Origin of the sequence: Geobacter sp. AOG1 (genome assembly GCF_019972315.1) — a bacterium.
Taxonomy (GTDB): domain Bacteria; phylum Desulfobacterota; class Desulfuromonadia; order Geobacterales; family Geobacteraceae; genus Geomobilimonas.
On sequence record NZ_BLIZ01000001.1, the window covers coordinates 2,517,521 to 2,541,479 of the forward strand.

General features: G+C 49.5%; 21 protein-coding genes, 1 tRNA gene and 4 riboswitches. Of the genes, 7 read left to right on the forward strand and 15 right to left on the reverse strand.

Annotated features, from left to right (window positions below; translation table 11 throughout):
• Window positions 1–956: 956 nt before the first annotated feature.
• Window positions 957–1,048: riboswitch (cyclic di-GMP riboswitch) on the reverse strand.
• Window positions 1,049–1,164: 116 nt separating this feature from the next.
• A riboswitch (cyclic di-GMP riboswitch) is annotated at window positions 1,165–1,240 on the reverse strand.
• A gap of 176 nt (window positions 1,241–1,416) precedes the next feature.
• Together LDN04_RS11465 and LDN04_RS11470 are read right to left on the reverse strand one after the other, a co-directional pair.
• Window positions 1,417–2,328 carry a hypothetical protein gene (locus tag LDN04_RS11465; protein ID WP_223910428.1) on the reverse strand — a complete coding sequence of 304 codons (912 nt, stop codon included), beginning with the start codon at window positions 2,326–2,328 and terminating at the stop codon, window positions 1,417–1,419.
• Between the two features lie 67 nt (window positions 2,329–2,395).
• Window positions 2,396–2,471: riboswitch (cyclic di-GMP riboswitch) on the reverse strand.
• 183 nt (window positions 2,472–2,654) lie between these two features.
• A riboswitch (cyclic di-GMP riboswitch) is annotated at window positions 2,655–2,730 on the reverse strand.
• Between the two features lie 76 nt (window positions 2,731–2,806).
• Window positions 2,807–3,529, reverse strand: a complete 723-nt coding sequence (locus LDN04_RS11470) for a Crp/Fnr family transcriptional regulator (protein WP_223910430.1) — start codon at window positions 3,527–3,529, stop codon at window positions 2,807–2,809.
• A gap of 218 nt (window positions 3,530–3,747) precedes the next feature.
• Between LDN04_RS11470 and LDN04_RS11475 the strand changes: the two genes are divergently transcribed.
• From LDN04_RS11475 to LDN04_RS11485, 3 genes are all read left to right on the forward strand, one after another.
• Entirely contained in the window at window positions 3,748–4,869 is a 1,122-nt protein-coding gene (locus LDN04_RS11475; RefSeq protein WP_223910434.1) for an HD-GYP domain-containing protein, read from the forward strand.
• Between the two features lie 78 nt (window positions 4,870–4,947).
• Window positions 4,948–5,904, forward strand: coding sequence for a GTPase-activating protein (locus LDN04_RS11480; protein ID WP_223910439.1), 957 nt, complete (start codon window positions 4,948–4,950; stop codon window positions 5,902–5,904).
• A 78-nt stretch (window positions 5,905–5,982) separates the two neighbouring features.
• Complete coding sequence (locus tag LDN04_RS11485) at window positions 5,983–6,711, forward strand: hypothetical protein (protein WP_223910442.1); 729 nt, start codon at window positions 5,983–5,985, stop codon at window positions 6,709–6,711.
• Window positions 6,712–6,730: 19 nt separating this feature from the next.
• Here LDN04_RS11485 and LDN04_RS11490 read toward each other — a convergent pair whose 3' ends face one another.
• From LDN04_RS11490 to nadB, 3 genes are read right to left on the reverse strand one after another with little or no spacing between them, the layout of a single operon-like run.
• Window positions 6,731–6,940, reverse strand: a complete 210-nt coding sequence (locus tag LDN04_RS11490; RefSeq protein ID WP_223910445.1) for a hypothetical protein — start codon at window positions 6,938–6,940, stop codon at window positions 6,731–6,733.
• A 38-nt stretch (window positions 6,941–6,978) separates the two neighbouring features.
• Complete coding sequence (locus tag LDN04_RS11495) at window positions 6,979–7,257, reverse strand: chorismate mutase (RefSeq protein ID WP_223910447.1); 279 nt, start codon at window positions 7,255–7,257, stop codon at window positions 6,979–6,981.
• Window positions 7,258–7,264: 7 nt separating this feature from the next.
• On the reverse strand, window positions 7,265–8,860 hold the full coding sequence (gene nadB / locus LDN04_RS11500) for an L-aspartate oxidase (protein WP_223910448.1): 1,596 nt from the start codon (window positions 8,858–8,860) through the stop codon (window positions 7,265–7,267).
• A gap of 230 nt (window positions 8,861–9,090) precedes the next feature.
• Here nadB and LDN04_RS11505 point away from each other — a divergent pair, with 230 nt between their 5' ends.
• The 4 genes from LDN04_RS11505 (at window position 9,091) to LDN04_RS11520 (ending at window position 11,746) form a co-directional block, all read left to right on the forward strand.
• On the forward strand, window positions 9,091–9,675 hold the full coding sequence (locus LDN04_RS11505) for a lytic transglycosylase domain-containing protein (RefSeq protein ID WP_223913382.1): 585 nt from the start codon (window positions 9,091–9,093) through the stop codon (window positions 9,673–9,675).
• Window positions 9,676–9,688: 13 nt separating this feature from the next.
• Window positions 9,689–10,282: a CDP-diacylglycerol--glycerol-3-phosphate 3-phosphatidyltransferase gene (gene pgsA, locus LDN04_RS11510; RefSeq protein WP_223910451.1), complete on the forward strand. Its 594-nt coding sequence runs from the start codon at window positions 9,689–9,691 to the stop codon at window positions 10,280–10,282.
• A gap of 88 nt (window positions 10,283–10,370) precedes the next feature.
• Window positions 10,371–11,579, forward strand: a complete 1,209-nt coding sequence (locus LDN04_RS11515; protein ID WP_223910454.1) for an MFS transporter — start codon at window positions 10,371–10,373, stop codon at window positions 11,577–11,579.
• Window positions 11,580–11,671: 92 nt separating this feature from the next.
• Window positions 11,672–11,746 (forward strand) — tRNA-Cys (locus LDN04_RS11520).
• A 12-nt stretch (window positions 11,747–11,758) separates the two neighbouring features.
• Here the strand turns inward: LDN04_RS11520 and LDN04_RS11525 are convergent.
• The 10 genes from LDN04_RS11525 to LDN04_RS11570 form a co-directional block, all read right to left on the reverse strand.
• Complete coding sequence (locus LDN04_RS11525) at window positions 11,759–12,610, reverse strand: dolichyl-phosphate beta-glucosyltransferase (protein WP_223910464.1); 852 nt, start codon at window positions 12,608–12,610, stop codon at window positions 11,759–11,761.
• Complete coding sequence (locus LDN04_RS11530; RefSeq protein ID WP_223910467.1) at window positions 12,611–14,602, reverse strand: hypothetical protein; 1,992 nt, start codon at window positions 14,600–14,602, stop codon at window positions 12,611–12,613.
• 29 nt (window positions 14,603–14,631) lie between these two features.
• Window positions 14,632–15,366 carry a bifunctional 2-polyprenyl-6-hydroxyphenol methylase/3-demethylubiquinol 3-O-methyltransferase UbiG gene (locus LDN04_RS11535; RefSeq protein ID WP_223910470.1) on the reverse strand — a complete coding sequence of 245 codons (735 nt, stop codon included), beginning with the start codon at window positions 15,364–15,366 and terminating at the stop codon, window positions 14,632–14,634.
• Window positions 15,356–16,927 carry a hypothetical protein gene (locus LDN04_RS11540; RefSeq protein ID WP_223910472.1) on the reverse strand — a complete coding sequence of 524 codons (1,572 nt, stop codon included), beginning with the start codon at window positions 16,925–16,927 and terminating at the stop codon, window positions 15,356–15,358. The genes LDN04_RS11535 and LDN04_RS11540 overlap by 11 nt, the downstream gene beginning before the upstream one ends.
• 2 nt (window positions 16,928–16,929) lie before the next feature.
• Window positions 16,930–18,663, reverse strand: coding sequence for a 6-pyruvoyl-tetrahydropterin synthase-related protein (locus tag LDN04_RS11545; protein WP_223910475.1), 1,734 nt, complete (start codon window positions 18,661–18,663; stop codon window positions 16,930–16,932).
• A 12-nt stretch (window positions 18,664–18,675) separates the two neighbouring features.
• Window positions 18,676–20,205 carry a glycosyltransferase family 39 protein gene (locus LDN04_RS11550; RefSeq protein ID WP_223910478.1) on the reverse strand — a complete coding sequence of 510 codons (1,530 nt, stop codon included), beginning with the start codon at window positions 20,203–20,205 and terminating at the stop codon, window positions 18,676–18,678.
• A complete protein-coding gene (locus LDN04_RS11555) occupies window positions 20,198–20,581 on the reverse strand; it encodes a DUF192 domain-containing protein (protein WP_223910481.1) in 384 nt (127 codons plus the stop codon). The genes LDN04_RS11550 and LDN04_RS11555 overlap by 8 nt, the downstream gene beginning before the upstream one ends.
• Before the next feature lie 154 nt (window positions 20,582–20,735).
• On the reverse strand, window positions 20,736–21,650 hold the full coding sequence (locus LDN04_RS11560; protein ID WP_223910483.1) for a type II secretion system F family protein: 915 nt from the start codon (window positions 21,648–21,650) through the stop codon (window positions 20,736–20,738).
• 8 nt (window positions 21,651–21,658) lie between these two features.
• Window positions 21,659–22,621, reverse strand: a complete 963-nt coding sequence (locus LDN04_RS11565; protein ID WP_223910486.1) for a type II secretion system F family protein — start codon at window positions 22,619–22,621, stop codon at window positions 21,659–21,661.
• A gap of 3 nt (window positions 22,622–22,624) precedes the next feature.
• The gene (locus tag LDN04_RS11570; RefSeq protein WP_223910489.1) at window positions 22,625–23,941 is read right to left on the reverse strand and encodes a CpaF family protein; all 1,317 of its coding nucleotides are present in this window, start codon (window positions 23,939–23,941) and stop codon (window positions 22,625–22,627) included.
• Window positions 23,942–23,959: the final 18 nt, after the last annotated feature.

A 23,959-nucleotide genomic window follows, 5' to 3' on the forward strand; every position in this document is an offset into this window, starting at 1 on the left:
CGGTAGCTACGGCAAATGTTGCGGAAATGGTATGATTGGCCGTTACATTGCTAAAGGTGTAATTGTAGCCACCCAGATTTGATGCCACCACTGTTCCGTCAACTGTCACGCTAACCGTGTAGTAACCGATATTAGGGGTGATGGTGTACGCTTGACTTCCACCCGAGTTTACATTTGTTACGCCACTAGGGGAAATGCTGCCGCCGGTGCCGGCAGTGGCGGTAACGGTAAAGGCACTGGACGTGGTTAGACTTGCAAAGGTAGCAGTCATGGTGTGGTTGGCGGTGATGTTGGAGAAGGTATAGCTGGTGACTGCACCAACAGAGGTCCCATCAATCGTCACGTTAGCAATACTGTAACCGGAGCTAGGTGTTATGGAGAATGCTTGGGTTGCACCCTGGGTGACCGTGACGGAGGTGATAGTGGATGTTCCGCTGGTGGCGGTGCTTGTCGTTATGCTACCAACCGGTGATATCGTACCCCCAGCGCCGGCAGTTGCCGTCAGGGAGTAGGTGAAAGGAAGTGTCTTGCTAACCTCGTTGGAGTACCCACTCGTATTGCCAGCAGCGTCATAATCTACAGCGGCAAAATAATAGGTTGAACCATCCGAGAGATTATTTACGGTATACGAGGTTACATTTCCCACGTCGATGGTCTGGGTATAGGTGCCGGAGGCATTTCCCATCGCGAGTTTGTAGCCACTGACACCCGTAAAGGGGGTCCCGTCGGCATTGACTGGCGGATTCCATGTCAGTGTCGTCTGAGCGGCACGGGCATAGGTTGATGCGAGGTGGATCACCATGATAGTCATTAACACCATTATGACTAATGAGCGATAGAAGTAATGTTCGAACTTATTTTGTGTCAGGCAGAGAGTTTTCACGATTTAGTACCTCCATGTTTGGGTTATTCGCCAAAACGAAATCAGCCCATTCGTATGAGGTACTGAATCTTCGCTTGGCATCCCTGCTGCCATATCCCGTTGTGCGGAGGACTTAGGCCAGCGGCTTTGCGTCCCGTCCTTTCGGACGGTTTGCCCTTTTCAAGCTAGTGCGTGCTTCCTGTTTTTCACCTCTCTTCTTTATTGTTAATCAATCGGTTAGTGGCTGTATTTGCAAAATTAAGACACAAAAAAGCCGGGGGCAAAATATCTATGAAGGATATTTCGGCGACCCGGCTGTCTCGGTGAGACCCTTAGGCTTTCCGTCCCACCCTTGCGGATGGTTTAGTATTATCGTGTATCACTTCTATTCAATTGTTAAGTATACTATTACAGGAATTTTCGAGAAATAACTGTGACCCTTATCACATGTTTTGCATGTATTTTGTTAGAAACATTTTAAATATCTTGCCTCCAAGCTGCTTATTGATAATGACTACAGTAAAACTGGGGCAGGTTGGTGTGGTACGTTGTAATTACCAAGTAACCAATCCAACAGCTCTTCGCAGAATGAGGAGCGCGTCATTCAGATTGACAATTCCATCACCCAGCGGCTTGCCTGATGCATCGAGTGGCCAGATGTCGGCCCGTGATTTTTGATCGGCCGTCAGTTGCGTGTTATTGGTGACGGATCGGAGGACGGTAAGTGCATCGGCGAGAGATACGACACCGTCACTGTCAATATCCCCTTTGAGTGGGGAGGTACTGGTGGTCGTGGTGAAGTTAGCCGTGATTGAGTGGTTGCTGTTTATGTTGTTGAAGGTATAAACAGTAATTTTGCCGACCGAGATCCCATCGACTGTAACATTTGATATCTGGTAGCCCTGATTTGCCGTCACGGTGAAAGAGACGCTGGTGCCCTGGGATGCAGTGACGGTTTTAATGATCGAAATCTGGTTGGTGGCCTGGTTTACACTGACAGTTCCCTGGGGTGTTATCGTGCCACCGTTTCCCGCGGTTGCCGTAATCTGGTAGGAAGCAGGGACGGAGGTGGTCGACGGAGCGGGAAACGCCCTACTTACTTCGTTGGAGAAGCCGCTTTCGTTACCGGCAGTGTCATAATCGGTAACAACGAAATAATAGGTTGTCCCATCTGCCAAGCTGCCGATGGTATAGCTTGTTACGTTGCCGGTGTCGACACTCTGAGTGTAGGTGCCGGATGCCGTCCCGAAATACAGGTGGTATCCGGCAACACCGGTGAACGGAGTCCCGTCGGGGTTAACCGGCGGGGCCCATGCGAGGGTCGTCTGTGCAGCCAGGGTCGTGTTCGGGGAAAAAAGCGGGAGGGAAAGAGAGAGAAAAAGAAGGAGAAAGAGTCTTTGAATCGGGTTGACGCCAAGATGGTGTCTTGTTTCAAGGGCTCTAAGCATGTCGGTTACTACCTCCATAAATTGCCCCGGAAACACGACGGCCTGAACGTAGAAAAGCCGGGGGCAAAATATCTATGAAGGATATTTCGGCGACCCGGCTGTCTCAGTGAGACCCTTAGGCTTTCCGTCCCATCCTTGCGGATGGTTTAGTATTGTCGTGTATCTCTTCTATGCAATTGTTACGTACACTAATACATGAATCTTCGAGAAGTAGTTGTGACCTGTGTCACAGGTTTTGCATATATTTTGTTAAAAGTATTTAACTATCACATGTTTCCCGAGCTTTTCATCATAAATATGGTTTTTGAATACAAAAAAGCCGGGGCTGAATATCGATTAGATATTTCGGCGACCCGGCTGTCTCGGTGAGACCCTTGGGCTTTCCGTCCCATCCTTGCGGATGGTTTAGTATTGTCGTCTATCCTCTGTTGTTGTTTTCGGAGAAAATAGCTACACAATTTTGAAGAGAAAGTCAATAAAAAAATTCGTTTCTATTTTACAAGCACTGTAATTTGTTGAAGAAATTAGTTTTGACGAGGATGTTCTTGTTGGTGAGGATTTCAATTTCTCCCTCGCTGGTGAGTTTTCCGAGCAGACGGGTTGCTGTTTCGCGGGATACTGAGGCATAATCGGCAATTTGTTTGTGAGTCAGTTTCAGGGAGATCATTACTCCTCTCTGTTCTTTGATTCCATAAAGTCTTGCCATGCTATTAAGGACTTCCCTGAGCCGTTGTTCAGCATTTGCAAAGCTCATGGCCTTGAGCATCAGAAGCGATTCCCTGAATCTTGCACAAAGCATGGTAATAATATTCAAAAGAACATTGTTGTTTTTCAACATGAGTTTTTCAAAGTCCTGTTTTGCGAGAAGACCTATTACCGTGTCTTCCATGGCAATAACCGATGCTGGAGCGGTCTTGCCGTCAAGAAGACCCATTTCGCCAAAAAAATCACCCCTTTTATGGATGGCCAGTATCCGCTCCTTGCCGTCTTCGCTCTGATGAACGGCCCGTACCTTGCCGGAATAAACGACATACATGAAGTTAGGGGTGTCTTCTTCAAACAGCACTACCTGGTTTTTGCAAATGCGCTTGGAAACAAGGAGTTTTTCAATCTCAGCAAGTTCGTTTTTGTTCATACAGGAAAAAAAAGGTATGTTTTTGAGCACATCCCCGGAGCGTGCTTTTGGTCTAACATTGAAGGGTTGCACGTAAGCGCTCATATTCAAGTCCCTCCCTCAGTATAAGGCAATTATAATTAGTTGTTGCCCCGTGTCAAGGTGAGTGATATCTATAAGTCCTTGCAGGATAACGATTTGTAGAGTATATATAGGCAACCCGACGCATACGCTGAACAGGAAGAGAGGAGCCTATGTCCCAGGAACTCTGCGAAATGTCCCTGCGACAGACACAGGAGTTGCTGAGACTTACCGACGAAGCTTTGCAGGAAATCTGCTGCAAGCGCTTTACGGGTGAGGAGCTTTCTGTCAAGGCACTCCAAATGGTTCTGAAAGGGAAGGGGCGGCGAGGTCCCACCAGTGTTTTCGTTGCTTTTAACGGGGAAGTCGATGGTTTGTTGCGCGGCCGAGTTTTTCATCTCCATGATGGGGAAATCGTGGAGCGTTCGGAAGAGATTGCCGTCAATACTTTAATCGGTTACGCCAATTTTGTCGGCATCGCCGGAGCACATGCCGATGTAGTTGTTTCCAATTGGAGCGACAGTTGTGAGTCGGTTGAAAAATACCAGGAATTTTTCCCTACGGTGGTAAAGGAGGTTGTTGGTTATGCGATCAGGAACTTCGTTACCTACCGGATAAGCGGCGAGACTCCTGGTGCCATAATCGCTTTCAATTATCCAGGGCGTGCCACCGATTATGATGCAGATGTTCTTCGTGGACTTGCGGTAGTCATCGGTTCCGTATTTACCATATCCGACCAGATGAGGGAGACCGAAAAGGCTTTCATCTATACCATCGAGGCATTGGCCAGGGCCTGCGAGGCAGCTGAAGAGGATACCGGCAAGCACATTCTTAGGGTTAACCGCTATGCCGGTGCACTGGCGGCAAATATGGGGCTTCCTGCCGACTATGTTGAAGTTATAACCTATTCGGCACAGATGCACGATGTGGGCAAAATAAAAGTACCCGCGGCTATCCTTCTCAAGGAAGGACCTTTGGACGAACGGGAGTTGGGCGTCATCAGGATGCACCCGGTCTACGGAGAACAGATACTGGGAGATTCACCACGTTTGCGGATTGCACGGGAGATCGCTCTTTCCCATCATGAGAACTGGGATGGGAGCGGTTATCCAAACGGCTTGCGAGGAGAAGACATTCCTTTGTCGGGACGCATTGTAAAACTGGCTGATGTCTATGACGCGCTTCGGTCACGACGGAGTTACAAGCCACCCCTGTGCCATGCCGAGGCGATAGGCGTTTTTCGTGACGGAGACCATCGTATCGATCCCAGGAACCACTTCGATCCGAACCTGTTGACGATATTTTTTAAAATAGAGCATATGTTTGAACATATTTACGATAGCTTTGCGGGCGAAAATCTTTAACGTGTCACCTATTTTGCTTTTGACACTGAAGAAAAAATCTATTAATTATAAACACAACATAAAACCAAGGAGACGAGGATGTTCCTGCTTCCCAAAGGAAATCCGCTGTACGAGAATATTCCTGCCGCAAAAATCAAGTTGCCGGAAATGCTCGAAAAGCTGAAGAGTGGTAACTTCACGGGATATCTTAATTTCACCTTTCCCTCGTCGGCAGCCATACTTTTTTTTGAAAGTGGGAAGCTCATCAGCGCGCTGCTGGAGCGTGGGACCACGCGGCAGACCGGCTTCGAGGCGATGGCCGGGCTCTGCAACAACATCATGGCTGGAGGTGGCAGTCTCAACGTTTATCGTCTGTCGAAAGACCTTACTATGGGGCTCCACGCTCTGCTGCACGGAGAGATGCTGTACCGCGGCCAGGAAGTAAAACTCATAGACATAAAAGGGCTGCTGGAAAAAGTAAAGGCAAAGCGACTGAACGGTTGTCTTCGCATCTACACCGAGGACCGGTCGGCACTCATCTTTTATAAAGACGGTGCGCCACTCGGGTTTTTTCATGATGGTACCCAGGATATCGATACGTCTGCGTCCGAATCCCAGAAGATAGCCGGTCTCCCTGGCGCAAAAATCGATGTTCTTTCCACCCAGAGTGCCGACGAGTTGATGGATTACGATTTGCTTGAGATGGTGAATATCGACAAGCTTTGGGGATCGACCGAAACGCGCTATGCGGCAGAAATGAACCAAATGAAACGGGATGGTCAGGAGCGCGAAGTCAAGGAGCGTGATTCACGTTTGAAGGAACTAGAAGAAGACCTGAAGGAAGTTGCCTCAGCCTATCTCGGTAAAATGGGGCGAACACTCGTTGAAAAAGAGTTGGGGGGGGTAGGGGGGCGAGAGTCTCTTCAGAAAGAGGAAAGTGTTATCACGTTCCTTGCTGGTGTGGAAAAGAGTGCCAAGCTGTTGACCAGCCTTTCCAAGCTCAAGGAGATGGTGGATACCATGAAAAGCGAAATTTCAAGTCGGGCCAAAGCCTGAACCGGACGTGAAGTACTTCTGTCTGTAATGCCGTCATGTCTGTGTTTTGTATGAGTCGTATTAAACTGGAGGGTGAATATGGATGATATTGGTAACCTTATAGGGATTATCCAGGTTGTGTTCTGGTTGTTGGCAGGTGGGATGAGCTTCTACTTCAGCATTGGCAACGCCCGTGTTTGGACGAGTATCTCGGTGGGTTTTTTCCTGATTTTCTTGAGCCAGTTCTATTTGCTTGCGCCCTGGGCTGATTACACGCGACTCGAAGCAGTTCACTACATCATCGGGACGGTCGCCATTATGGTCATGACCCACGGCTTTCAGGAGTATTACGTCTTCAGCCGGACCCTGGATATAGGGGGGAGCAAAGCGGCCGTTTATTTGGGAACACTGGGGGTAATCTGTGTGTCATCCGTATTCATCTTCATCAATCCCGAACCGACATACAGTGTGCTCCGGAATATCAAGATGATTGAAAATGCCAGCTGGGTGTTCCTTGCCGTCATCAACATCGACCTAATCCGGAAGATCTATGCCCAGATACGGGACTCCGTCATTTCCAAGGGATTTGTGGCGTTCGGGATTGTCTTCTTTTTTATCTTTCTCTGGAAGGGTTCAGAACTCTATCTCCAGGTTTTCTGCTGGGACAATGACTGGCACATCTTTGCGACCAATAATGGTATTGCAGACACCGTTGAACTCTACTCCGACCGCATTGCATTCTCTGTGCTGGTAAATCAGATTGGCGGGATGCTGTCTGCACTTTCGGTTGGTGGAACGTTCATTTATCTTTACAGGTTGCTCAGGTAAGATGGTTCGGGCGGGGCGGTCATTCCTCTCTGGTAATCCGTATCACCTGGAGAACGCCGGGCATTGATTCGATGGTACCGATATCGAGCGTGTCTGTGTCGCCGATTACGCCAATAATGATCCGGTTGGCACCGGTTGATTGGTGAATGTCAAAATTTTTGGTTATTAGGTATTCCTTAACCTGATCGAGCGCCGATTCGTCGGCGCTTTTTTTCATGATAATCAGCACGGTAAGTTCCTCCTCGGAGTTGCACGGTTTTCTTCCAGCTAGTTGCCTTCTTTATTCGTCATAATTCTTTCCAAGCGACGCGATTCGTCTATCACCCGCTCGAACAATCTGACGATGGCCTGATCATCCAAAGGCCCCGGATTTTCTTCCTTCATGCGTTTGAATATGCGCTTCTCCCTAGCAGGGTCGTAGACGGGGAGGTGCAATCCCTTTTTTATCTCGCCGATCGTGAGGGCCAGTGCAGCCCGCTCGTTAAAAATGCGGAGGAGCTCACTGTCAAGCCGATCTATTTCCTGTCTGATCTCATCGATTGTCATGAATGCCTCAGAAACTCTTCTTTATGAAAGTATCTTTCTTGCAGTGGACATCGTCCCGCTCCGGATAATCGATGTTGTAATGCAGCCCCCGGGATTCCTTGCGGTTTTGGGCACAGCGCACGATCAGTTCGGCAACGGTGGCGATATTGCGCAGTTCGATGAGGTCGGAGGTGATAATGAAGTCCCAGTAGTAGTCGTCGATTTCTTCCTGTATCAACTTGATTCTGTTCAATGCCCGCTCGAGGCGTTTTGTGGAACGGACGATGCCGACGTAATTCCACATGAAACGGCGAATCTCATCCCAGTTCTGAGATACCACCACCATTTCATCGCTGTTTGTGGCAGTACTTGCGTCCCACACGGGGATTTCGGGAAAATCGAAATGGTTGGTGCTGAGTTGTTCAATGGCATGTTTGTAGGCGCGACCGGCATAGACTGCCGCTTCAAGCAGTGAGTTGCTGGCCAGCCGGTTTGCCCCGTGAAGGCCGGTAAAGGCCACTTCTCCGATTGCATAGAGGTGCTGGATGTCGGTTTCGGCATTCAGGTCAACGGCGACGCCACCGCAGAGGTAGTGAGCCGCCGGCACGACCGGCAGCCCTTCTTTTGTCATATCGAGGCCGTATTCAAGGCAGGTCTGGTAGATGTTGGGAAAACGGGTACGGACGAACTCCGGGTCCTTGTGGGTGATATCCAGGTAGACGCAGTCATCGCCGTGGGTCTTCATTTCGTTGTCAATGGCACGAGCCACGATGTCGCGGGGGGCCAAATCCTTTAGGTGGTGATATCTGTCCATGAATGCCGTGCCGTCCCGACGACGCAGGATTGCTCCTTCGCCCCGGACCGCCTCGGAGATCAAGAACGATTTTGCGTGGGGATGGAAGAGGGTCGTGGGGTGGAACTGCATGAACTCCATATTGGCGATGGTTGCACCTGCCCGGTAGGCCATGGCAACGCCATCGCCGGTCGCGACATCGGGGTTACATGTGTAGAGATAGACTTTCCCTGCACCACCGGTGGCCAACAGGGTTATCTTGGCTTTAAAGGTTTTCACCGCGCCACTCCCTATGTCCAGGACATGTGATCCCAGGCAGCGGTTCGGTTTGACGCGTTTCTTGGCGATCTTGGCTTCGGTAATGAGGTCTATTGCGATGTGGTGTTCATAGATGGTTATGTTCGGGTTCTCGCGAGCTGCTACTACGAGCGCCCGTTCGATTTCCCGCCCGGTGACGTCGTCGGCATGGAGTATGCGCCGTTGGCTGTGTCCCCCTTCCCGCGTAAGGTCATAGCCGTCACCTTTGGTGGTAAATTCCACTCCCCAGTCGATAAGGTTGCGGATGGTTTGGGGCCCCTCTTCGACTACCATACGGACCACATCTTCGTGACAAATACCGGCACCTGCCACCAGGGTATCGTCAACGTGGGCATCGAATGTATCTTCCTGTGAAAAGACGGAAGCAATTCCACCTTGGGCATAGTTTGTTGCCGATTCTGTAATTTCGCGTTTGGTCACCAGCGACACCTTGCCATGGGCAGCGGCCCTCAATGCAAAAGAAAGTCCGGCGATACCACTGCCTATGACCAGAAAATCGCTTTCCAACTTCATGGAGTCCCCCTCGTCAGATGCTTATTTGTTGTTGTCAAGAGCGAGAATTATTTACCCCCTCAAGTAATTTGTCAAGGCATTTTAAGGTGTTATCACGGGTAAGGGGAAGTTTGGCCTTGCCAACTGGTGCCACTTGGTCTATAAATTGAATGGATTAGGTGAAATGTGTTGATTTAACAGGGAATGACAAGGGGACATACGGAGTGAACAGGTTCAGTCTGCTGCTTATCATGGTGTCACAATGTGCGCTGCTTGCCGGAAGTGTTGCGCTATCCGCAGCCGACATCTACAGATACGAAGACGATAACGGCGTTGTTCATTTTACCGATGCGCCTACCGACAGTCGTTTCAAGATATTCATGCGGGATATAAAGAAAGATCGAAAACTGCGTACTAACTTCAAGCTGACCAACTGTGTTCGCAACCCCGAAGAATTCGATACGATCATTAATGCCTGCGCCCTTGAATTCGGGGTGGAAAAATCGCTCGTAAAGGCGGTTATCCATGCCGAATCGGGGTACGACCCAAACGCTGTGTCCCGCAAAGGTGCGAGCGGATTGATGCAGCTCATGCCAAAGACCGCCCAAGATCTGAAAGTCAGTAACAGCTTTGACCCCCGGGAAAATATCCGTGGTGGTGTTCGTTATCTGAAATTCCTCCTTACCACATTCAAGGGGGACGAACGACTTGCCCTCGCCGCGTACAATGCAGGATTGACGAAGGTAGCCCAGCATGGTGGTGTACCTCCCTATGCGGAGACACAAAACTATGTCAGTAAGGTTCTCAGTTACAAACAATCCTATAATGGCCGCTGAATAAGGATGTTTCATGCCCCTGGACAACAGTAGCCCCATCTGGAACATCCCCAACATCCTCACCTTGCTCCGTATCGCGGCAATTCCGGTGCTGGCTGTCCTCCTTCTCTCCCCTTCCCGGGAGGCTGGTTTCTGGGCGGCTGCGCTCTTTGCTGTGGCGTCAATTACCGACTGGCTCGACGGATACCTTGCCCGTCGGATGGGGATTGTCACCGTCTTCGGAAAATTCCTCGACCCGATTGCCGACAAGCTGATCGTCATGGCGGCACTCATCATGATTCTTCCCTTCAGCCGTGTCCCTGCCTGGATGGTGCTCGTGATTCTCGGGCGCGAGATCATCATAACCGGCCTGCGAGGTATCGCGTCCACGGAGGGGATCGTCATTTCCGCCAGCGACCTTGGAAAGTTCAAGACCATTTTTCAGCTCGTCGCCATTATCGCCCTCCTTTTGCACTACGACTATCACTGGTTCTTCTCTATCAACCATCCCTGGTTGTATGTCAATATGCACAACGTCGGAATGTTCTACCTCTGGATAGCCACCATCATTACCATATGGTCGGGCGTCGACTATCTGGTCAAATACATGCGTGTTATTACCAAGTAAATTTTCTTACTCCCTCCTGCATGAGTTCTCTTGAGGATTCGCCATGGATGATTTCCAGCATCGCGGAAACGTTACACTTTCCGCGACCATGGGACACGTTGTCAGTATCCCTGTGATAGTCGCAGCGCTCGGCTATTTTGTCGACATTTATGACCTAGTGCTGTTCAGTATCGTACGAATACCGAGTCTGAAGGCACTTGGGCTGCAAGGACAATCGCTCATCGACCAGGGGGTGTTCCTTCTCAATATGCAGATGATCGGCATGCTCTTGGGGGGAATTCTCTGGGGTATCCTGGGGGATAAAAAGGGGAGGCTGAAAATCCTTTTCGGCTCCATCTTTCTCTATTCACTTGCTAACATCGCAAACGGTATGGTTACCTCCATCGAGGCCTATGCTGCCCTTCGCTTCATTGCCGGGGTAGGGCTGGCCGGCGAGTTGGGAGCTGGCATCACGCTGGTTACCGAGATTCTTCCGAGGCAGATACGCGGTTACGGCACTATGGTGGTTGCTACAGTGGGAGTTTCAGGCGCTATCATGGCAAATTTCATCGCTGGCCACTTTGACTGGCGTACTGCCTACTTCATTGGGGGTATGCTTGGCCTCGTGCTTCTTGTCCTCAGGATCAGTGTCAGCGAGTCTGTCATGTTCCGAGAAATCGAAAGCCGGCAGATCAGCAAGGGGAATTTCTTCGCCCTGTTCACCGATCGCCTGCGCTTCTCTAGGTATCTGAAGTCGATCATGATCGGCGTGCCGACCTGGTTCGTGGTTGGCATCCTCATCACCTTTTCCCCCGAATTCTCCAAGGTTCTGATGGTGACAGGTCCGGTTTCAGCGGGCAACGCGATCATGTTCTGCTATCTGGGTCTCGTGTTCGGTGATTTTGCCAGTGGTCTCCTGAGCCAGTTGATGCGGAGCAGGCGAAAAGTGGTCATGCTTTTTCTCGGCCTGACGGTTCTTGGCATTGCCGCCTATTTCCTCCAGAATGGTCAGTCTCCTCGCATATTTTATGGCGTCTGCACCCTTCTCGGTTTTGCGAGCGGGTACTGGGCCATATTCGTGACTATTGCCGCTGAACAGTTCGGCACTAACCTCAGGGCGACTGTTGCCACCACGGTCCCAAATTTCGTCCGCGGCATGGTGGTCCCCATAACGCTGCTTTTCCAGTTTGCGCGTCAGCAGTTCGGCATTGTGAACGGCTCCCTGCTGGTAGGCTTTGCCTGTATGCTGGTTGCACTCTGGGCACTTTACCACCTGGAAGAAACCTTCAGTAAGGATCTTGATTACGTGGAAGGGTAGGAAGACCATCTTAGGCGTTGACATCATCGCGGTAAAAGTGTATAAAACTACTTCCATTTGCCCCGGATGCCGGGGCAAATGGAGCACAAATCGGCGGCGTAGCCAAGTGGTAAGGCAGAGCTCTGCAAAAGCTCCATTCAGCGGTTCAAATCCGCTCGCCGCCTCCAAATATTCGGGGATCAGTCAAAATCGACTGATCCCTTTTTTATATCTAGGACATCGGAAAGGCCGGTTTTGAGTATGACGGTCTTATTCCGCAGGTTGCCGTGGTCTGTAGTTTTATTCTGTGCACCGATGGTCAGGCGGATTCTGCATAAATCCTTGAGCATCTGCAACGAATCCTCGACCGGGTGCACCTTTGAGCCGGGTGCGTTAATCCATTCTATCGGTACCTCGGCAACACGATAGCCGTTCTTTTTAGCAAGAGCGAGAATTTCCACGTCATAGGCAAACCGGTCGATGTGGGCTTTGGAGAACAGACTACGGGCTGTCTCTCCCGTAAATAGTTTGAAACCGCACTGGGTATCGCTGTAATCGTTGATCACCAGGGCTTTCACAAAGCGGTTGAATATCTTTCCCATTCCCTGGCGCCACCACGGCTGCCGTTTCGTGATTCTGCTCATGGCGAGAGCCCGCGAGCCGATCGCTACGTGGCAGGATCCGTTGTCAATAAAAGGCCTGAGCCTTTCCAGTTCTTCTATGGGGGTGGAAAGGTCGGCATCCGTAAGAAGAACAAGTCCCCCTCGCGATGCGAGAACTCCGGTCCGCAGAGCGTGGCCTTTGCCCCGGTTCTGTGGGTAGCTAATCAATCTCAGCTCTGGAATATCCCCGGATAAGGCCTCGGTGAGTCCGGCCGTGCCATCGCTACTCCCGTCGTCGACTACGATAATTTCGGATGTGAGTTTTCTGGATGTCACGTATCCATGGATTTTACGCAGCGTCATGGGGAGGCGCACTTCTTCGTTGAATGCGGCAATTACGATAGACAATTCAATGTGCATGGCGATCTCCCCGAGCGCGTATTTTCCCACCTAATTGCTGAATTCCTTCCAGATCAGGCCAGTTTCTGCATTGAACTTGGTGATGCTGTTGGAGTCTTCGATACTGCCGGTAAAAGCCGATTCATCATCCCAGAGAATGCCATCCGGCATCAACACCTTGGTGACGACGGTTTTTCCCGACACGGTCTTGTCACCGATGGAGCGGGTCCTGGCCTTGTTGGTCGACTCAAATATCTTGAGGGTGAAGCCCGACCTCGGGGTTGTTCCCTCAGCAGGTTCTGCGATGAAGGTGTAAATACCTTCCTGTGCCTTTTCAATTATGGCTTCCTTAGTGTCATCAGCTTGTGTGACGATTAAGGGAGTTATGTTCTTTTCTTGACGTGCCTCGTTCAGCGTCTGCGGCCGGTTTCGCCGTGATTTCTGGTACGCACGAAAAGTGGTGGCAATCTTCAGGGGAGATTTGCCGCTTACGACCAGTTTCAGGTCGCCGTGGACTGCAGGAATAATAATTCCCTTTTTTTCAGGCTTCGGTGAAGTCGGTTTCTTCTCAACTGACGCTGTTGCGGTAGGGGTAACGGGAGCATCCTGACTTCTCTCCACCGGGCTTCCCGATGCCTGTTGTGGTGCAGTAACTGCACCTTTACGCATGGCTGCCACTTTTTCCAGGTGGGGCTTTTCCTGCGCCAGTCGTTCCTTTTCGGCGCTCCGCCTCGCCTCATCGGCAGTCCTTCGTTCCTGTTCGGCTTTTGCCAAGGCAGCCAGTTCGGCAGTCTTGCGTTGCCGTTCGGACTGTTCACGCGCCAAGCGCTCCTGTCTGGCACGTTCCGTGACCCTTCGTAACCGCTCTGCCTCTTCCTGAGCACTCTTCTGGCGAGCTTCCTCGGCTGCTTGCCGCTCCTTGTCAGCTTTTTGCTTTGCTGCCAGTTCCGCCTTATTGCGCAACTCTTCTGACCGTTGTCTTGCCAGACGATCCTGTCGGGCCTGCTCAGCCGCCTGACGCAGTCGTTTTGCTTCTTCCTGCTTTGCCTTCAGCTGTGCCTCGGTTGCCTTCTGTTCCTGTGCTGCTTTCAATCGTACAGCCTGTTCCTTGCGCTTCTGCTCCGCTTTCTCCCTGGCCATTCGTTCCTGTCTGGCATGCTCAGCAGCCTGCCGCAACCGTTCCGCATTTTCCTGTGCCGCTTGTAGCTGCGCCTCTTCTGCTGCTATCCGTTCCTGTGCGATCTTGAGTGCAGCCGCCTGTTCATCCGCTTTACGTTGCAGTTCAGCCCGTTCCCAGGCCAGTTGTTCCTGCTTTGCTTGTTCGGTAAGCTCGCGTAACTTCTCCGCTTCTGCATGGGCTGCCCTTATCCGCGTTTCCTCGGCATCCCTCAGTTCCTGCTCGGCCTTGAGAGCAGCTAATTGTTCGGCTTCCTTGCGCTGTCGGTCAGCCCGCTCCCTTGCGAGTTGTTCTTGTCTTGCACGCTCGACCGACAGTCGCAACCGCTCTGCCTCAGCCTGGGCGGCCTTTAACCGAGCTTCTTCGGCAACCCTCCGCTCGCGGTCGGCCTTGAGATCAGGTGCCTGTTTCTGTGCAGGTAGTGGTTTTACCGTGGCTGGAACTGGCTGCTTAATCGCTTCATTGACGCGTACCAGTTCCAGGTCAGGCTCGATGTTGTCATCGGGAGTAGCAGTTTCAGGCTGCTCCGTCGGTGTGACAGGCATTGTTTGCTTTTGTGGGGGGATAATCTCGCTATTTGGCTGGAGAGCAGCTTCAACCGCATCATTCAGTGATTCACTACCCACTGCTACGGAGGGCGGAGCAACGTTCTTTTTCGTTACCAATGGCGATGGAGTAGCGGATGGTGTCAGAGATGGGTCGAGCCAGATATAATCGAATCTCATGGCCGATCCCACTGCTGGGTAGAAGATGGATGTGGATGCCAGGACAAAAAAAAGCACGACGTGGAACAGCAGAGATGAAAAGATTGCATATCCCAGGTCGAGTGATTCTCTAATATCTTGTTTAGGCTTCTGACGTTTCATGTCGTTGCCTGCATCGTTTGAACGCACCACTAACAAAGTGCGGCCGGTTTCTTCAGTACCATGAGAAGAGAAACTCCCCAGGGTAGGTGGGCTTTTTTGAGATACATCGATTCGATTTTGTAGAGAGAAAATAACAGCCGATTTAGCCAGCCTGGCGTTTCCCGCAGATCTGATTCTGTCGAAGCAGGTTTGCCGCGGGAAGATAGTCTCCGCAGGAGCAGCGGCAGGAAGATGAAAAAATTTGTGTACGAAATTCTCTCCAGAACAAAACCAGCATTCTCACCGAGACGTGCAAGATCTGCACGTTTGTACCTCCGAACGTGATGGTGTGCCATATCATGGGAACCCCAGAGGAAACTGAAGGCAGGAACCGTTACTATCACGGTGCCACCTGGCTTGCAGACGCGGAACGCTTCCCGCAGTACGCCGAGATCATCCTGCGAATGCTCGACCACGTCCAGAAGCGACACGAATGAAAACGCTCCACCCCTGAACGGTAGTTTATCCCCACTGGCCTTGATCAGATTTGCCTTGCCCTTGTCGCGACAGTAGTGGAGAGCCTGTTCGGATACATCGATTCCGAATCCCGTTCCAAACCGCGCAAATTCTTTGAGAAACATGCCAGTACCACAACCGATGTCGAGGTAGTTGCCCGCCTGAACTCCCGCCTGATCGAGAAAGCTGGTGACAAGGAGCTTTTTGCCCTGAAACCACCAGTGGTTTTCTTCAAGCCGATGCATCTTGTGAATTTCATTATCGCGCATCGTTTGTATCCTCGGGAATGTATGGTTTTACAGAAGAATATTTTTCTATCAGATTACTATATTCAGGCAGATTCTTTACAAAAATGCTTGCGACTTTATCTGAATAGATAAGTGTCCAATTGTTATTATGCAAAAGGAAGCGTGAAAAAACAGAGTCTGTATCAAATATAACCCATTTGATGTTGTATTTTTTAAATGTGTCTTCCCAGTTATGTTCAAATTTTGTTACCTTGGAATACTCTTTCATTATACCAGTGCCATACATATCAAGTCTACCATCGATAAAAACCTTATAGAGAGGGTAGGTCCGGTAGATTATATAATCTCCGATTTCATCATTGTTAAACATATTGCCCGAGATTCTTTCTTTTTCTAAAAACTCTACTGCAGCAACTGCCTTGATTTTATCATCAAAAGTATGCTGAATTTTACCTGAAATTACTGCAATAGCAACAATAAGAACGGTCATGATAGGCCACAAGTATCCCTGTACAGATGCATCTATTTTTGAGATGTTTTCGGCTCGTTTTCTGAAAAAACGGGTAACGTTGTTATCGGGAAAATCTAACGCATAGTTTGCATGGCGGGTGATAATAGGTGCCACAATAAGAGCAAAGAGCGGAATATATCGTGCCGAATAGAGAGCCATATTAGTAAATAACAGGACCAGCACAAGTTCCACAGCATCAAGGCGTTTCTTGGTAATGGCGAACAGAGTTATCAGCAAAAACAGCAGGTACTTGAAGGGCATCCGTTCGTGAAAGTTAGGAGAAAGAAATTCCGAGACATGATCCATGATGTATTTGTCGGACACAAGTTTGAACGGGAAGAGAAGGATATGGTATCCGAGAGGGTTGACGAGACAGGCAAAAAGACAGACGCCGATTGTCAGACCGAGCTGTCTGCATTTTTGTTGATAGTGACCGCGCTCTGAGGGGGTAGCTGTCAGCATGTTGAAAATGTTTCCGGCAAGGTATGCGCCGAGCAGCATGAACCCACCCAGAAACCCACCGTGCAGGTTGACCCAGAGCAGCATGATGAGCGGAAGAAGATAGAGGCGGTCCCTTCGTCCATAATGCCAGGATTCCAGCAGGTAGTACCATATGATCATCAGTAGTAGGGAGAATATGTGGGGCCTAGCCAGCCAGTGGATTAGAGATGAACCTATGACAAGAATGATGACGAGTATTGCCCAAAGGATGTTCGATGTGTAGCTGCGAAGTATTCTGAATAGAAGATAATGGGCCAAGGACAGAAGAAATGAAAAGAAAACAACGACGCCAGTGAGACCAAAAGCACGGTGAATGTATGCCATAATCACTTCAGACAGCCATTCGTGGGCAGTCCAGTGGAGGGGAGGGGTGTGAAAAGAGAACATATCCAGTTTGGGTATCGAAAAAGTCTTGATGATGTACTCACCAGCACGTATGTGATATCCCGTGTCGCCGTCACCAAGCATTCCCGATGTATCGTAGAAGGACAGATACAAAAGAATCGTTAAAAAAATAAGGTCAGCGATGGAGGGGAGATAGTAATTCTTTGTTTGTGGTGAAATTTCCATCGTTAATGACACCTTTGTTTGGATGGATATCTGACAATAGTGCTAGGTAAAATGGCTAAAAATACAAGACACATTACCATGATTAAAGCTATCACGGATATGCTTTTTGCGGTCCGTCTCAGATCTGTGTCGGTGAAAGTTATTGCAACGTCATGTCTCCCTTGGGGGACGTCGAACACCATCAATCCTGACTGGTCTTGGATACTCAAGGGAGTCTCTTTCCCATCGACAAACAATTTCCATCCCGGATAAAAAAATGTTGATACTTTAATTTTTGAAGAGCTTGAGGCATCAATGTATCCCTTTCGCAATTCGGGAAGCCATTTCGTGATGGAAACCGCTGCATTGCCAGAGATTACCTCCATCTTTTCTTTTCCACAATTCATGATAGTTTGCCTTGGAGCGGAAGCCCAAATAGGGATATATTCCCATGCAATTGCATACTGACTTTCTAGAATGGGATTTTCCAGAGAGGGAATTAGTTCCTTATGAAACAGGCTTGCTTTATATATTATTGTTGCCGATACGATAGCGAGGGGGATGAATGTAATGAGGTACATCCTGCATTTTGAAAATTGCATTCGGTTAAAGTAAATGGCGATAGTTACACAGAGAAATAGCTCCATTAGCAGAATCCATCTCCATGGAAACTGTAAAGACGGAAAACCGGGCATGAATTGCCAAATAGGTGTAGAAAGTGGAGTGGTAAGAAAAAATGATAGAATGAACAGAACAGAAAAGAGTAGCTCTTGCCTTGCTTGTTGGTCATTCGTTTTGAATGTCTTGAGTGATTGTGATGCAATCAAGGAAATGAGAACAAGTTCAATGGCAACAGTCATGTGAAGCTGCTGGTAAAAAAAACCGCTAATATTCTTCCAATCAAAAAGAAAATTATTAGTATAGTCGCAAATTACACATGTTGTTATGAAATCGATATGCACGTAGGCGCGTTCGAAAATAACGGGAATCAGGTAGAATGACGTAATTCCAAATCCAACAATGAGCCCGAAGGTGCTAAAAATGGTAAATCTCCAGTCTTTATCTCTTATTGAAAAGAAGAGAATATATATACCTGTGGCGCATGCCAGCATGAAACCAGTGACAAGGTGGGTAAGTATTAACCCAGCGAAGGAAGTGCCTAATACAATTACAGGCCAGAAAGGGTATTTTGTAACACGAATCTGCTGCAACGAAAGAAAGACGAGGGGACCCCAGGCATAAGCATAAAGCTCAGCAAATGTCCCACGGGCATACAGGTCTAGAAGATGGAATGGTAGTATCTGATAAATAATCGCACTCAAGAGGCTGGCATGTTTACCACATGTCTTGCGCATTGCCGTATACATTGCCAAACCGGAAAGGAAAAAGCTGAACCATATTGCGATGGTCATTGATTCTCTGAAAGATGGCACAACTGAATGAATCATAGCAACTATGTAGTAACTAAAAGGTGCATAAAAGATAAAAGTAGGGCTACCGAGGCCTTCATTTGCATCGGCCATCCATCGCGGATAGAGACTTCCTCCTGCGATTCCCCGAGTGAACTGATCGGCCTGGAAAACATGAAATAGCATATCGTGGCTGTAAGGGAGTGACTGGTGAATGATTAATGGCAAAATACAGTAACTGGCAGTCAGACAAAGACACAAACTGATGACGATAAATTCTACAACGTAATAATTGTTGAAATAATCAATGTTGGGATGTTCGATTTTAAAAGATGTTGTCGCGTGCATATGTCAGTTAACTCATCCATCCTGGGTAATAGTCATGTTAGGAAAAATCTTTCGCATTACGCCAACAGGTCCAAAAGCTACAGCAATATGCGGAAGTACTTGTCTAATGACGATGTTTTTATACCCGCTGACCTGTTCACGGTCATCTCCAACCAGAACTGTGGCTATGTTGTGTATATTTGTTGGTAGTTGCATGTTTTTTGACAAATAGGTGTTTCTGTCGAAACCACAGAAGATAATGCGTCTTTCCCCTGAAGGTGATTTGGATGCATTGGCTTGATAGGTTCTGTATTGGGGGAGGTAGTACATTATCTGTCTGAATCCATAAAAAACATAATTGTTCCCGATGAAAATTGTCGTATTTGGGTTGAAGGACTGCATGTCTTTCACAATAATTTCTATGGCCCTGTCATGATATCTGATTGTTTCCCAAGATATCATATAGGGCGAAAACATGAATACACCGGTGTTGACCAGCATTAGGACTGAGATTAGTGCTGCGGTGATATCGTGTCCGACGAGTCTGTTGAATTCCTTACTCATGTAAATCGCGGCACAGGCAGAAATGACCAGCAGGGGGGGGGTAAAAATGAGTGCATACCCTGGGTTGGCTGGATGAATGAAAATGAGAAGATAGAAAATAAATGATGGGAGTGACCATGCTGCAAAAAACAAACAATCCTTGCGTCTGATAACTTGCGGTGCTTTTTTGCGTAAACGAACGTAAGCGGCAAACCCTATCGCCAGAATGCCTGCGCCGGCACTGTAGATCGTAAAATCGTAAAGCGTTTGTGAATAGAGCTTGAAGGCAACCCACCCGCGATCGAAAACCGAATTATGTCTGGTGGTAAATTCCATCAACTCTTGGAAGGCCCCGGTGTAGGCGTCCCATCCGCCCGTCATCTTGACCATGGGTGCAAACCAACTGAGGCAAACGACCCCTAAAAGCGCTATCGACGCGATAATTTTCCGTAGTGGTGCTTTTTTCACGGCGAACAACCAGAGAGGTAGGAGAAAAACGACGGTATTTTGTCGTATGCCACCTGCAATTCCCAATGCAAGAACTGACATCCAGATATACTGGTATCGTTCTGTATATAGCTTCCAGCAGAGCCATGCCACGAGAGCGCTGAAGAAGGCTTCAATTCCGTACGAAAGGGCTACTTCGCCGTGAAACCAGAGATTGGGGCTGGTAATGGCGAAGCATGCGGCGATGATCCCTGTTTTCCTGCCATACATATCTTCTGCGAGCAGGTAGATTACGACAACGGTCAGTCCGCTGAAGACGATACTCATGGCGACCAGAGCTGCATTTGCGTCATTTATGAACAGATGAAAAAGTCTGCCGAGCATCACATAGAGGAAATAGCCAGGAGGGTGAGGTTGATGGACGGTTATGTCGTAACGCTCAAGTGCCAGAGCGTAATTCACGGAATCAATGTGATAGAGGAATTTGCTGGTGAAGGGAATGCGAGTTGCAACAGTCAGGAGGAAAAGTCCCAATGGGATTAAAACGATATCGCGGCTGAAGCGTTCAAGCAATTACAACCTCGTCTCCAATGGTCGTATTTGTTGTTTTAAGAGTCCCAGCGGGTAGTTCGATTACGCTGGTTGCGCCCGGCAGTACTTTCGTCATGCAATTTGGTTGAAGCTCCACTGCAAGGGAAATGACACGATTAGCCTTGTCGAGAAAGACGACGTCTATCGGGAACTGCATGCAGAAGGTATGAACTCCCTTGCACGGCTTTATCCACAAACCCTTGCCGGAGGGAAGGTCGCTTCTGCCAAGCAGTCCTTTCATTCGTGTGAAAAGGGTGTCGGCTATTGACACATCGTCTGCCAATGCATTTCCGGTTGTAAGATTGAGAGCTTTCATTTGCCTGCCAGATTGTTTTGATCTGAAAATTCCCCCGGCCATGCATAAGTATCATTGCATGGCCGGGGAGACTCTACTTCTTCCCAAGCTTGACATAAATCAGGGCCAGCTCTACTGCGATAATCATCAACACTATTGCATGAAAATCAATCATGATGTTGCCCTCCTTTCTGTTAATGGTTCAAAAAAGAACATATTACTGCTTGGTCAAAACCTTGCTTATCTGAATAAATGCCGGCCCGAGAATGACGACCAGCAATGCCGGGAAGACGAAGAAGGCTAGGGGGAACAGGAGTTTAATGGCGGTTTTGGCCGCAGCCTCCTCTGCAATCTGCCGCCTTTTGGTGCGCAGCGAATCGGCGTGTACCCGCAAGGCCTGAGAAAGGCTCGTTCCGAATCGTTCCGTCTGGGCCAGCATGGTGACGAAGGCCTTCACGTCATCCACCATGGTCCTTTCCGCCATGTCTTTCAACGCCTCGATTCTGGGTTTTCCCGCACGTGTTTCCCGTGAAGCGTTTCGTATCTCTATGGCCAGCGGGTCGTTGACAAACTGCGGTGTTTCCGTCGCCCTGATGAGGGCGGCGTCCATACTCAGACCGGCTTCGACGCTGACGGTGATAAGGTCGAGGAGGTCGGGCAGTGTATGAAATATCTGTTCTTTTCGTCTGTTTACTTTCCGATAGAGCCAGTAACTGGGAAGCAGGAAGCCAATGATTGCCATCGATACCAATAATAAAAGCGACAGGGGGTCCGCGTACTTTCCCGTCGGAACTACATAAAAGAGAACGAACACGAACGGCAGCAGGGCGGCAAGCAGAAGTTTGCTTCCCATGAATGCGTAGACACTCCTTTTGCTATAACCGGCAGCCACCAGCAACTGGGTATACTTTGACTGTTCTTTTTCCGAAATGGGAATGGCAGAACCGGCCTGTTCGAAAAACTCCTGCCATTTCTTCTTGCGGTCTTCGATCAGCGGTTGTGTCTGCTCCTTCTCGCCGAACTTTTCGAGCCTCTCCATAACCATGCTTCTGCGGGTAATGGTCGGGTAGAGGAGAGCCCACGTGAGAAGCGCAATGGATAAGAATACTGCCGCCGTAATAACGTAGAGCATGTGAGCACCTAAATCCGAATGTTAATTATCTTTCTGATGAACAGGAAGCCAATCACTTGCATGAATACTGCAAGTATGAGAGCGTATCTTCCCATTTCCTCTGTCAGCATGACCCGTTCATAACTGGGAATCAGGAACTGGAAAATGACAAAGGTGACCAGCGGCAGGGCGGCGAGTACGTATCCCGACAAACGGCCCTGGGCGGTATACACCTGAATCTGCCGCCGGATGCGCAATCGTTCCCTGATAGTGTGGGAGAGGTTGTCGAGGATTTCGGCGAGATTCCCTCCCACCTCGATGTTGATTCCGATTGCCGTGGTGAAGAACCTGAGATCGAGAGAATCCATCCGTTCGTTCATGTTGTCGAGGGTGTCGGTAATTCTGAGTCCGAGTTGCTGCTGATCATAGGCGGTTTTAAACAGTTCGCCGACGGGGTCTGCTATTTCCTGACCGATGAGTTGAATAGCGCTTGTGAATGAATGTCCTGCCCGGAGAGATCGTGCAATCATCGTCAGTGCTTCCGGGAACAGTTCGGTAAAAGTTTCAATACGCTTCTGCTTCAAAAGTTCAAGGTATATGGGTGGTGCCGCGAAGAGGAGAAGCACGAAGAGCAGGCTGAACCAGAACATCTTGGTAATCAGGTAGCAGAAAAGAAAGCCAAAGACAACGATGGCAATAACGGTAAGCAGGAACCGTGAGGTGGAAATTTTAAGGCCGGCATGGTCAAGTCGTTTGTCGAGATCATTCAGGTACGGAATGCGTGCAAGAAATTTGTCGAACGGTGACACTTCCTTGAGAATCTCGGAGCGGAGACCCTCGGACATGCTCTCGGCTTTTCTCTCCTTGGCCATGCGCCGCAATCTGCGCTTCAGATCGAACTTGGAGGATTGGCGATATTCCGCGGTTCCCAGGAAAACGGCTGCCAGAATGGAAAATACCGCGAGGAATGTAAAAAGGATTATCAATTGCATCCGCTATCTCCCGGTTTCGAATACATCCGGCGGCAGGTCGTAACCGTAGATTTTGAAGCGTTCCGCGAAGAGAGGCCGTACCCCGGTGGCACGGTATTCGCCGACTACTTTGCCTTCCTTGTCGATACCCTTCTGGTTGAAGACAAACACGTCATGCATGACTATGGTGTTTCCTTCCATGCCGGTAATCTCGGAAAGCTTTACCACCTTTCGTGTACCATCTGAAAGTCTGACGAGCTGGACGACGATGTTGAGCGCTGCGGCGACCTGTTCCCTGATTGCGCGTTCCGGAAGGTCCATGCCTGCCATGAGCACCATTGTTTCGATGCGGGCAAGGGCATCCCTGGTTGAGTTGGAGTGGACGGTGGAAAGTGAGCCGTCGTGGCCGGTGTTCATGGCCTGCAACATGTCGAGCGCTTCACCACCGCGGACCTCGCCAAGGATGATCCTGTCCGGCCTCATCCTCAGGGCATTACGAACCAGGTCCCGCTGGGTCACTTCACCTCTTCCCTCGATGTTAGGAGGCCTCGTTTCGAGCCTGACCACATGCTCCTGCTTGAGATGCAGCTCGGCCGAGTCCTCAATGGTAACGACCCGCTCGTTATAGGGAATGAACTCCGAGAGAACGTTCAGAAGGGTTGTCTTGCCCGTACCGGTACCACCCGAGATCAGAATGTTGTGACGAGTCTTGACTGCACCTTCCAGAACCAGGTGCATTCTTTCGTCAAGGGATCCATTCCTGATCAGGTCGCCAATCCGGAGCGGTTCGAGACCGAAACGTCGTATGGACAGAACCGGTCCGTCAAGGGCAAGGGGGGGGATGATGGCATTGACACGCGAGCCGTCCGGGAGTCTTGCGTCCACATAGGGGGACGATTCGTCAATCCGGCGGCCGACTTTCGAGACGATCCGCTCGATAATCTGCAAGAGGTGTACATCGTCCCGGAAGTAAACATCGGTTTTTACGAGCTTGCCGAATTTTTCGATGTAGACCTGAGAGCTGTTGTTGACCAGGATGTCGGAAATTTCCGGGTCGGCGAGGAGTGGTTCAAGAGGACCCAGTCCGAATGTCTCGTGCTGGATCTCGACGATGAGATGTTCCCTCTCAGTCTGGTTCAACGGGACACCATCTTCCGCGATCAACGCTTCGATGACGTACTTGATCTCCTTACCCATGTCGCCATTGCCGAGCTGTTCGAGCTTGCTGAGATCGAGCTTGTCGATAAGGCGACGATGGATGCGTGTCTTCAGGTTCTGGAAGAACTGCCGGTCCTTGACAATCACATTGTCATTGCTTTTGAAAGTATCATTGAAGATCATATCATTCCCCAAAAGTAC

Excerpts from the sequence above, each read along its gene's own strand:
- LDN04_RS11485 (WP_223910442.1), top strand. The coding sequence starts at position 5,983 with ATGGATGATATTGGTAACCTTATAGGGATTATCCAGGTTGTGTTCTGG.
- LDN04_RS11560 (WP_223910483.1), bottom strand. The coding sequence starts at position 21,650 with ATGCTCTACGTTATTACGGCGGCAGTATTCTTATCCATTGCGCTTCTC.
- LDN04_RS11465 (WP_223910428.1), bottom strand. The coding sequence starts at position 2,328 with ATGGAGGTAGTAACCGACATGCTTAGAGCCCTTGAAACAAGACACCAT.
- pgsA (WP_223910451.1), top strand. The coding sequence starts at position 9,689 with ATGCCCCTGGACAACAGTAGCCCCATCTGGAACATCCCCAACATCCTC.
- LDN04_RS11570 (WP_223910489.1), bottom strand. The coding sequence starts at position 23,941 with ATGATCTTCAATGATACTTTCAAAAGCAATGACAATGTGATTGTCAAG.
- LDN04_RS11530 (WP_223910467.1), bottom strand. The coding sequence starts at position 14,602 with ATGAAACGTCAGAAGCCTAAACAAGATATTAGAGAATCACTCGACCTG.
- LDN04_RS11540 (WP_223910472.1), bottom strand. The coding sequence starts at position 16,927 with ATGGAAATTTCACCACAAACAAAGAATTACTATCTCCCCTCCATCGCT.
- LDN04_RS11535 (WP_223910470.1), bottom strand. The coding sequence starts at position 15,366 with ATGCGCGATAATGAAATTCACAAGATGCATCGGCTTGAAGAAAACCAC.
- LDN04_RS11495 (WP_223910447.1), bottom strand. The coding sequence starts at position 7,257 with ATGACAATCGATGAGATCAGACAGGAAATAGATCGGCTTGACAGTGAG.
- LDN04_RS11505 (WP_223913382.1), top strand. The coding sequence starts at position 9,091 with ATGGTGTCACAATGTGCGCTGCTTGCCGGAAGTGTTGCGCTATCCGCA.
- LDN04_RS11565 (WP_223910486.1), bottom strand. The coding sequence starts at position 22,621 with ATGCAATTGATAATCCTTTTTACATTCCTCGCGGTATTTTCCATTCTG.
- LDN04_RS11555 (WP_223910481.1), bottom strand. The coding sequence starts at position 20,581 with ATGGCCGGGGGAATTTTCAGATCAAAACAATCTGGCAGGCAAATGAAA.
- LDN04_RS11545 (WP_223910475.1), bottom strand. The coding sequence starts at position 18,663 with ATGCACGCGACAACATCTTTTAAAATCGAACATCCCAACATTGATTAT.
- LDN04_RS11470 (WP_223910430.1), bottom strand. The coding sequence starts at position 3,529 with ATGAGCGCTTACGTGCAACCCTTCAATGTTAGACCAAAAGCACGCTCC.
- nadB (WP_223910448.1), bottom strand. The coding sequence starts at position 8,860 with ATGAAGTTGGAAAGCGATTTTCTGGTCATAGGCAGTGGTATCGCCGGA.
- LDN04_RS11515 (WP_223910454.1), top strand. The coding sequence starts at position 10,371 with ATGGGACACGTTGTCAGTATCCCTGTGATAGTCGCAGCGCTCGGCTAT.
- LDN04_RS11480 (WP_223910439.1), top strand. The coding sequence starts at position 4,948 with ATGTTCCTGCTTCCCAAAGGAAATCCGCTGTACGAGAATATTCCTGCC.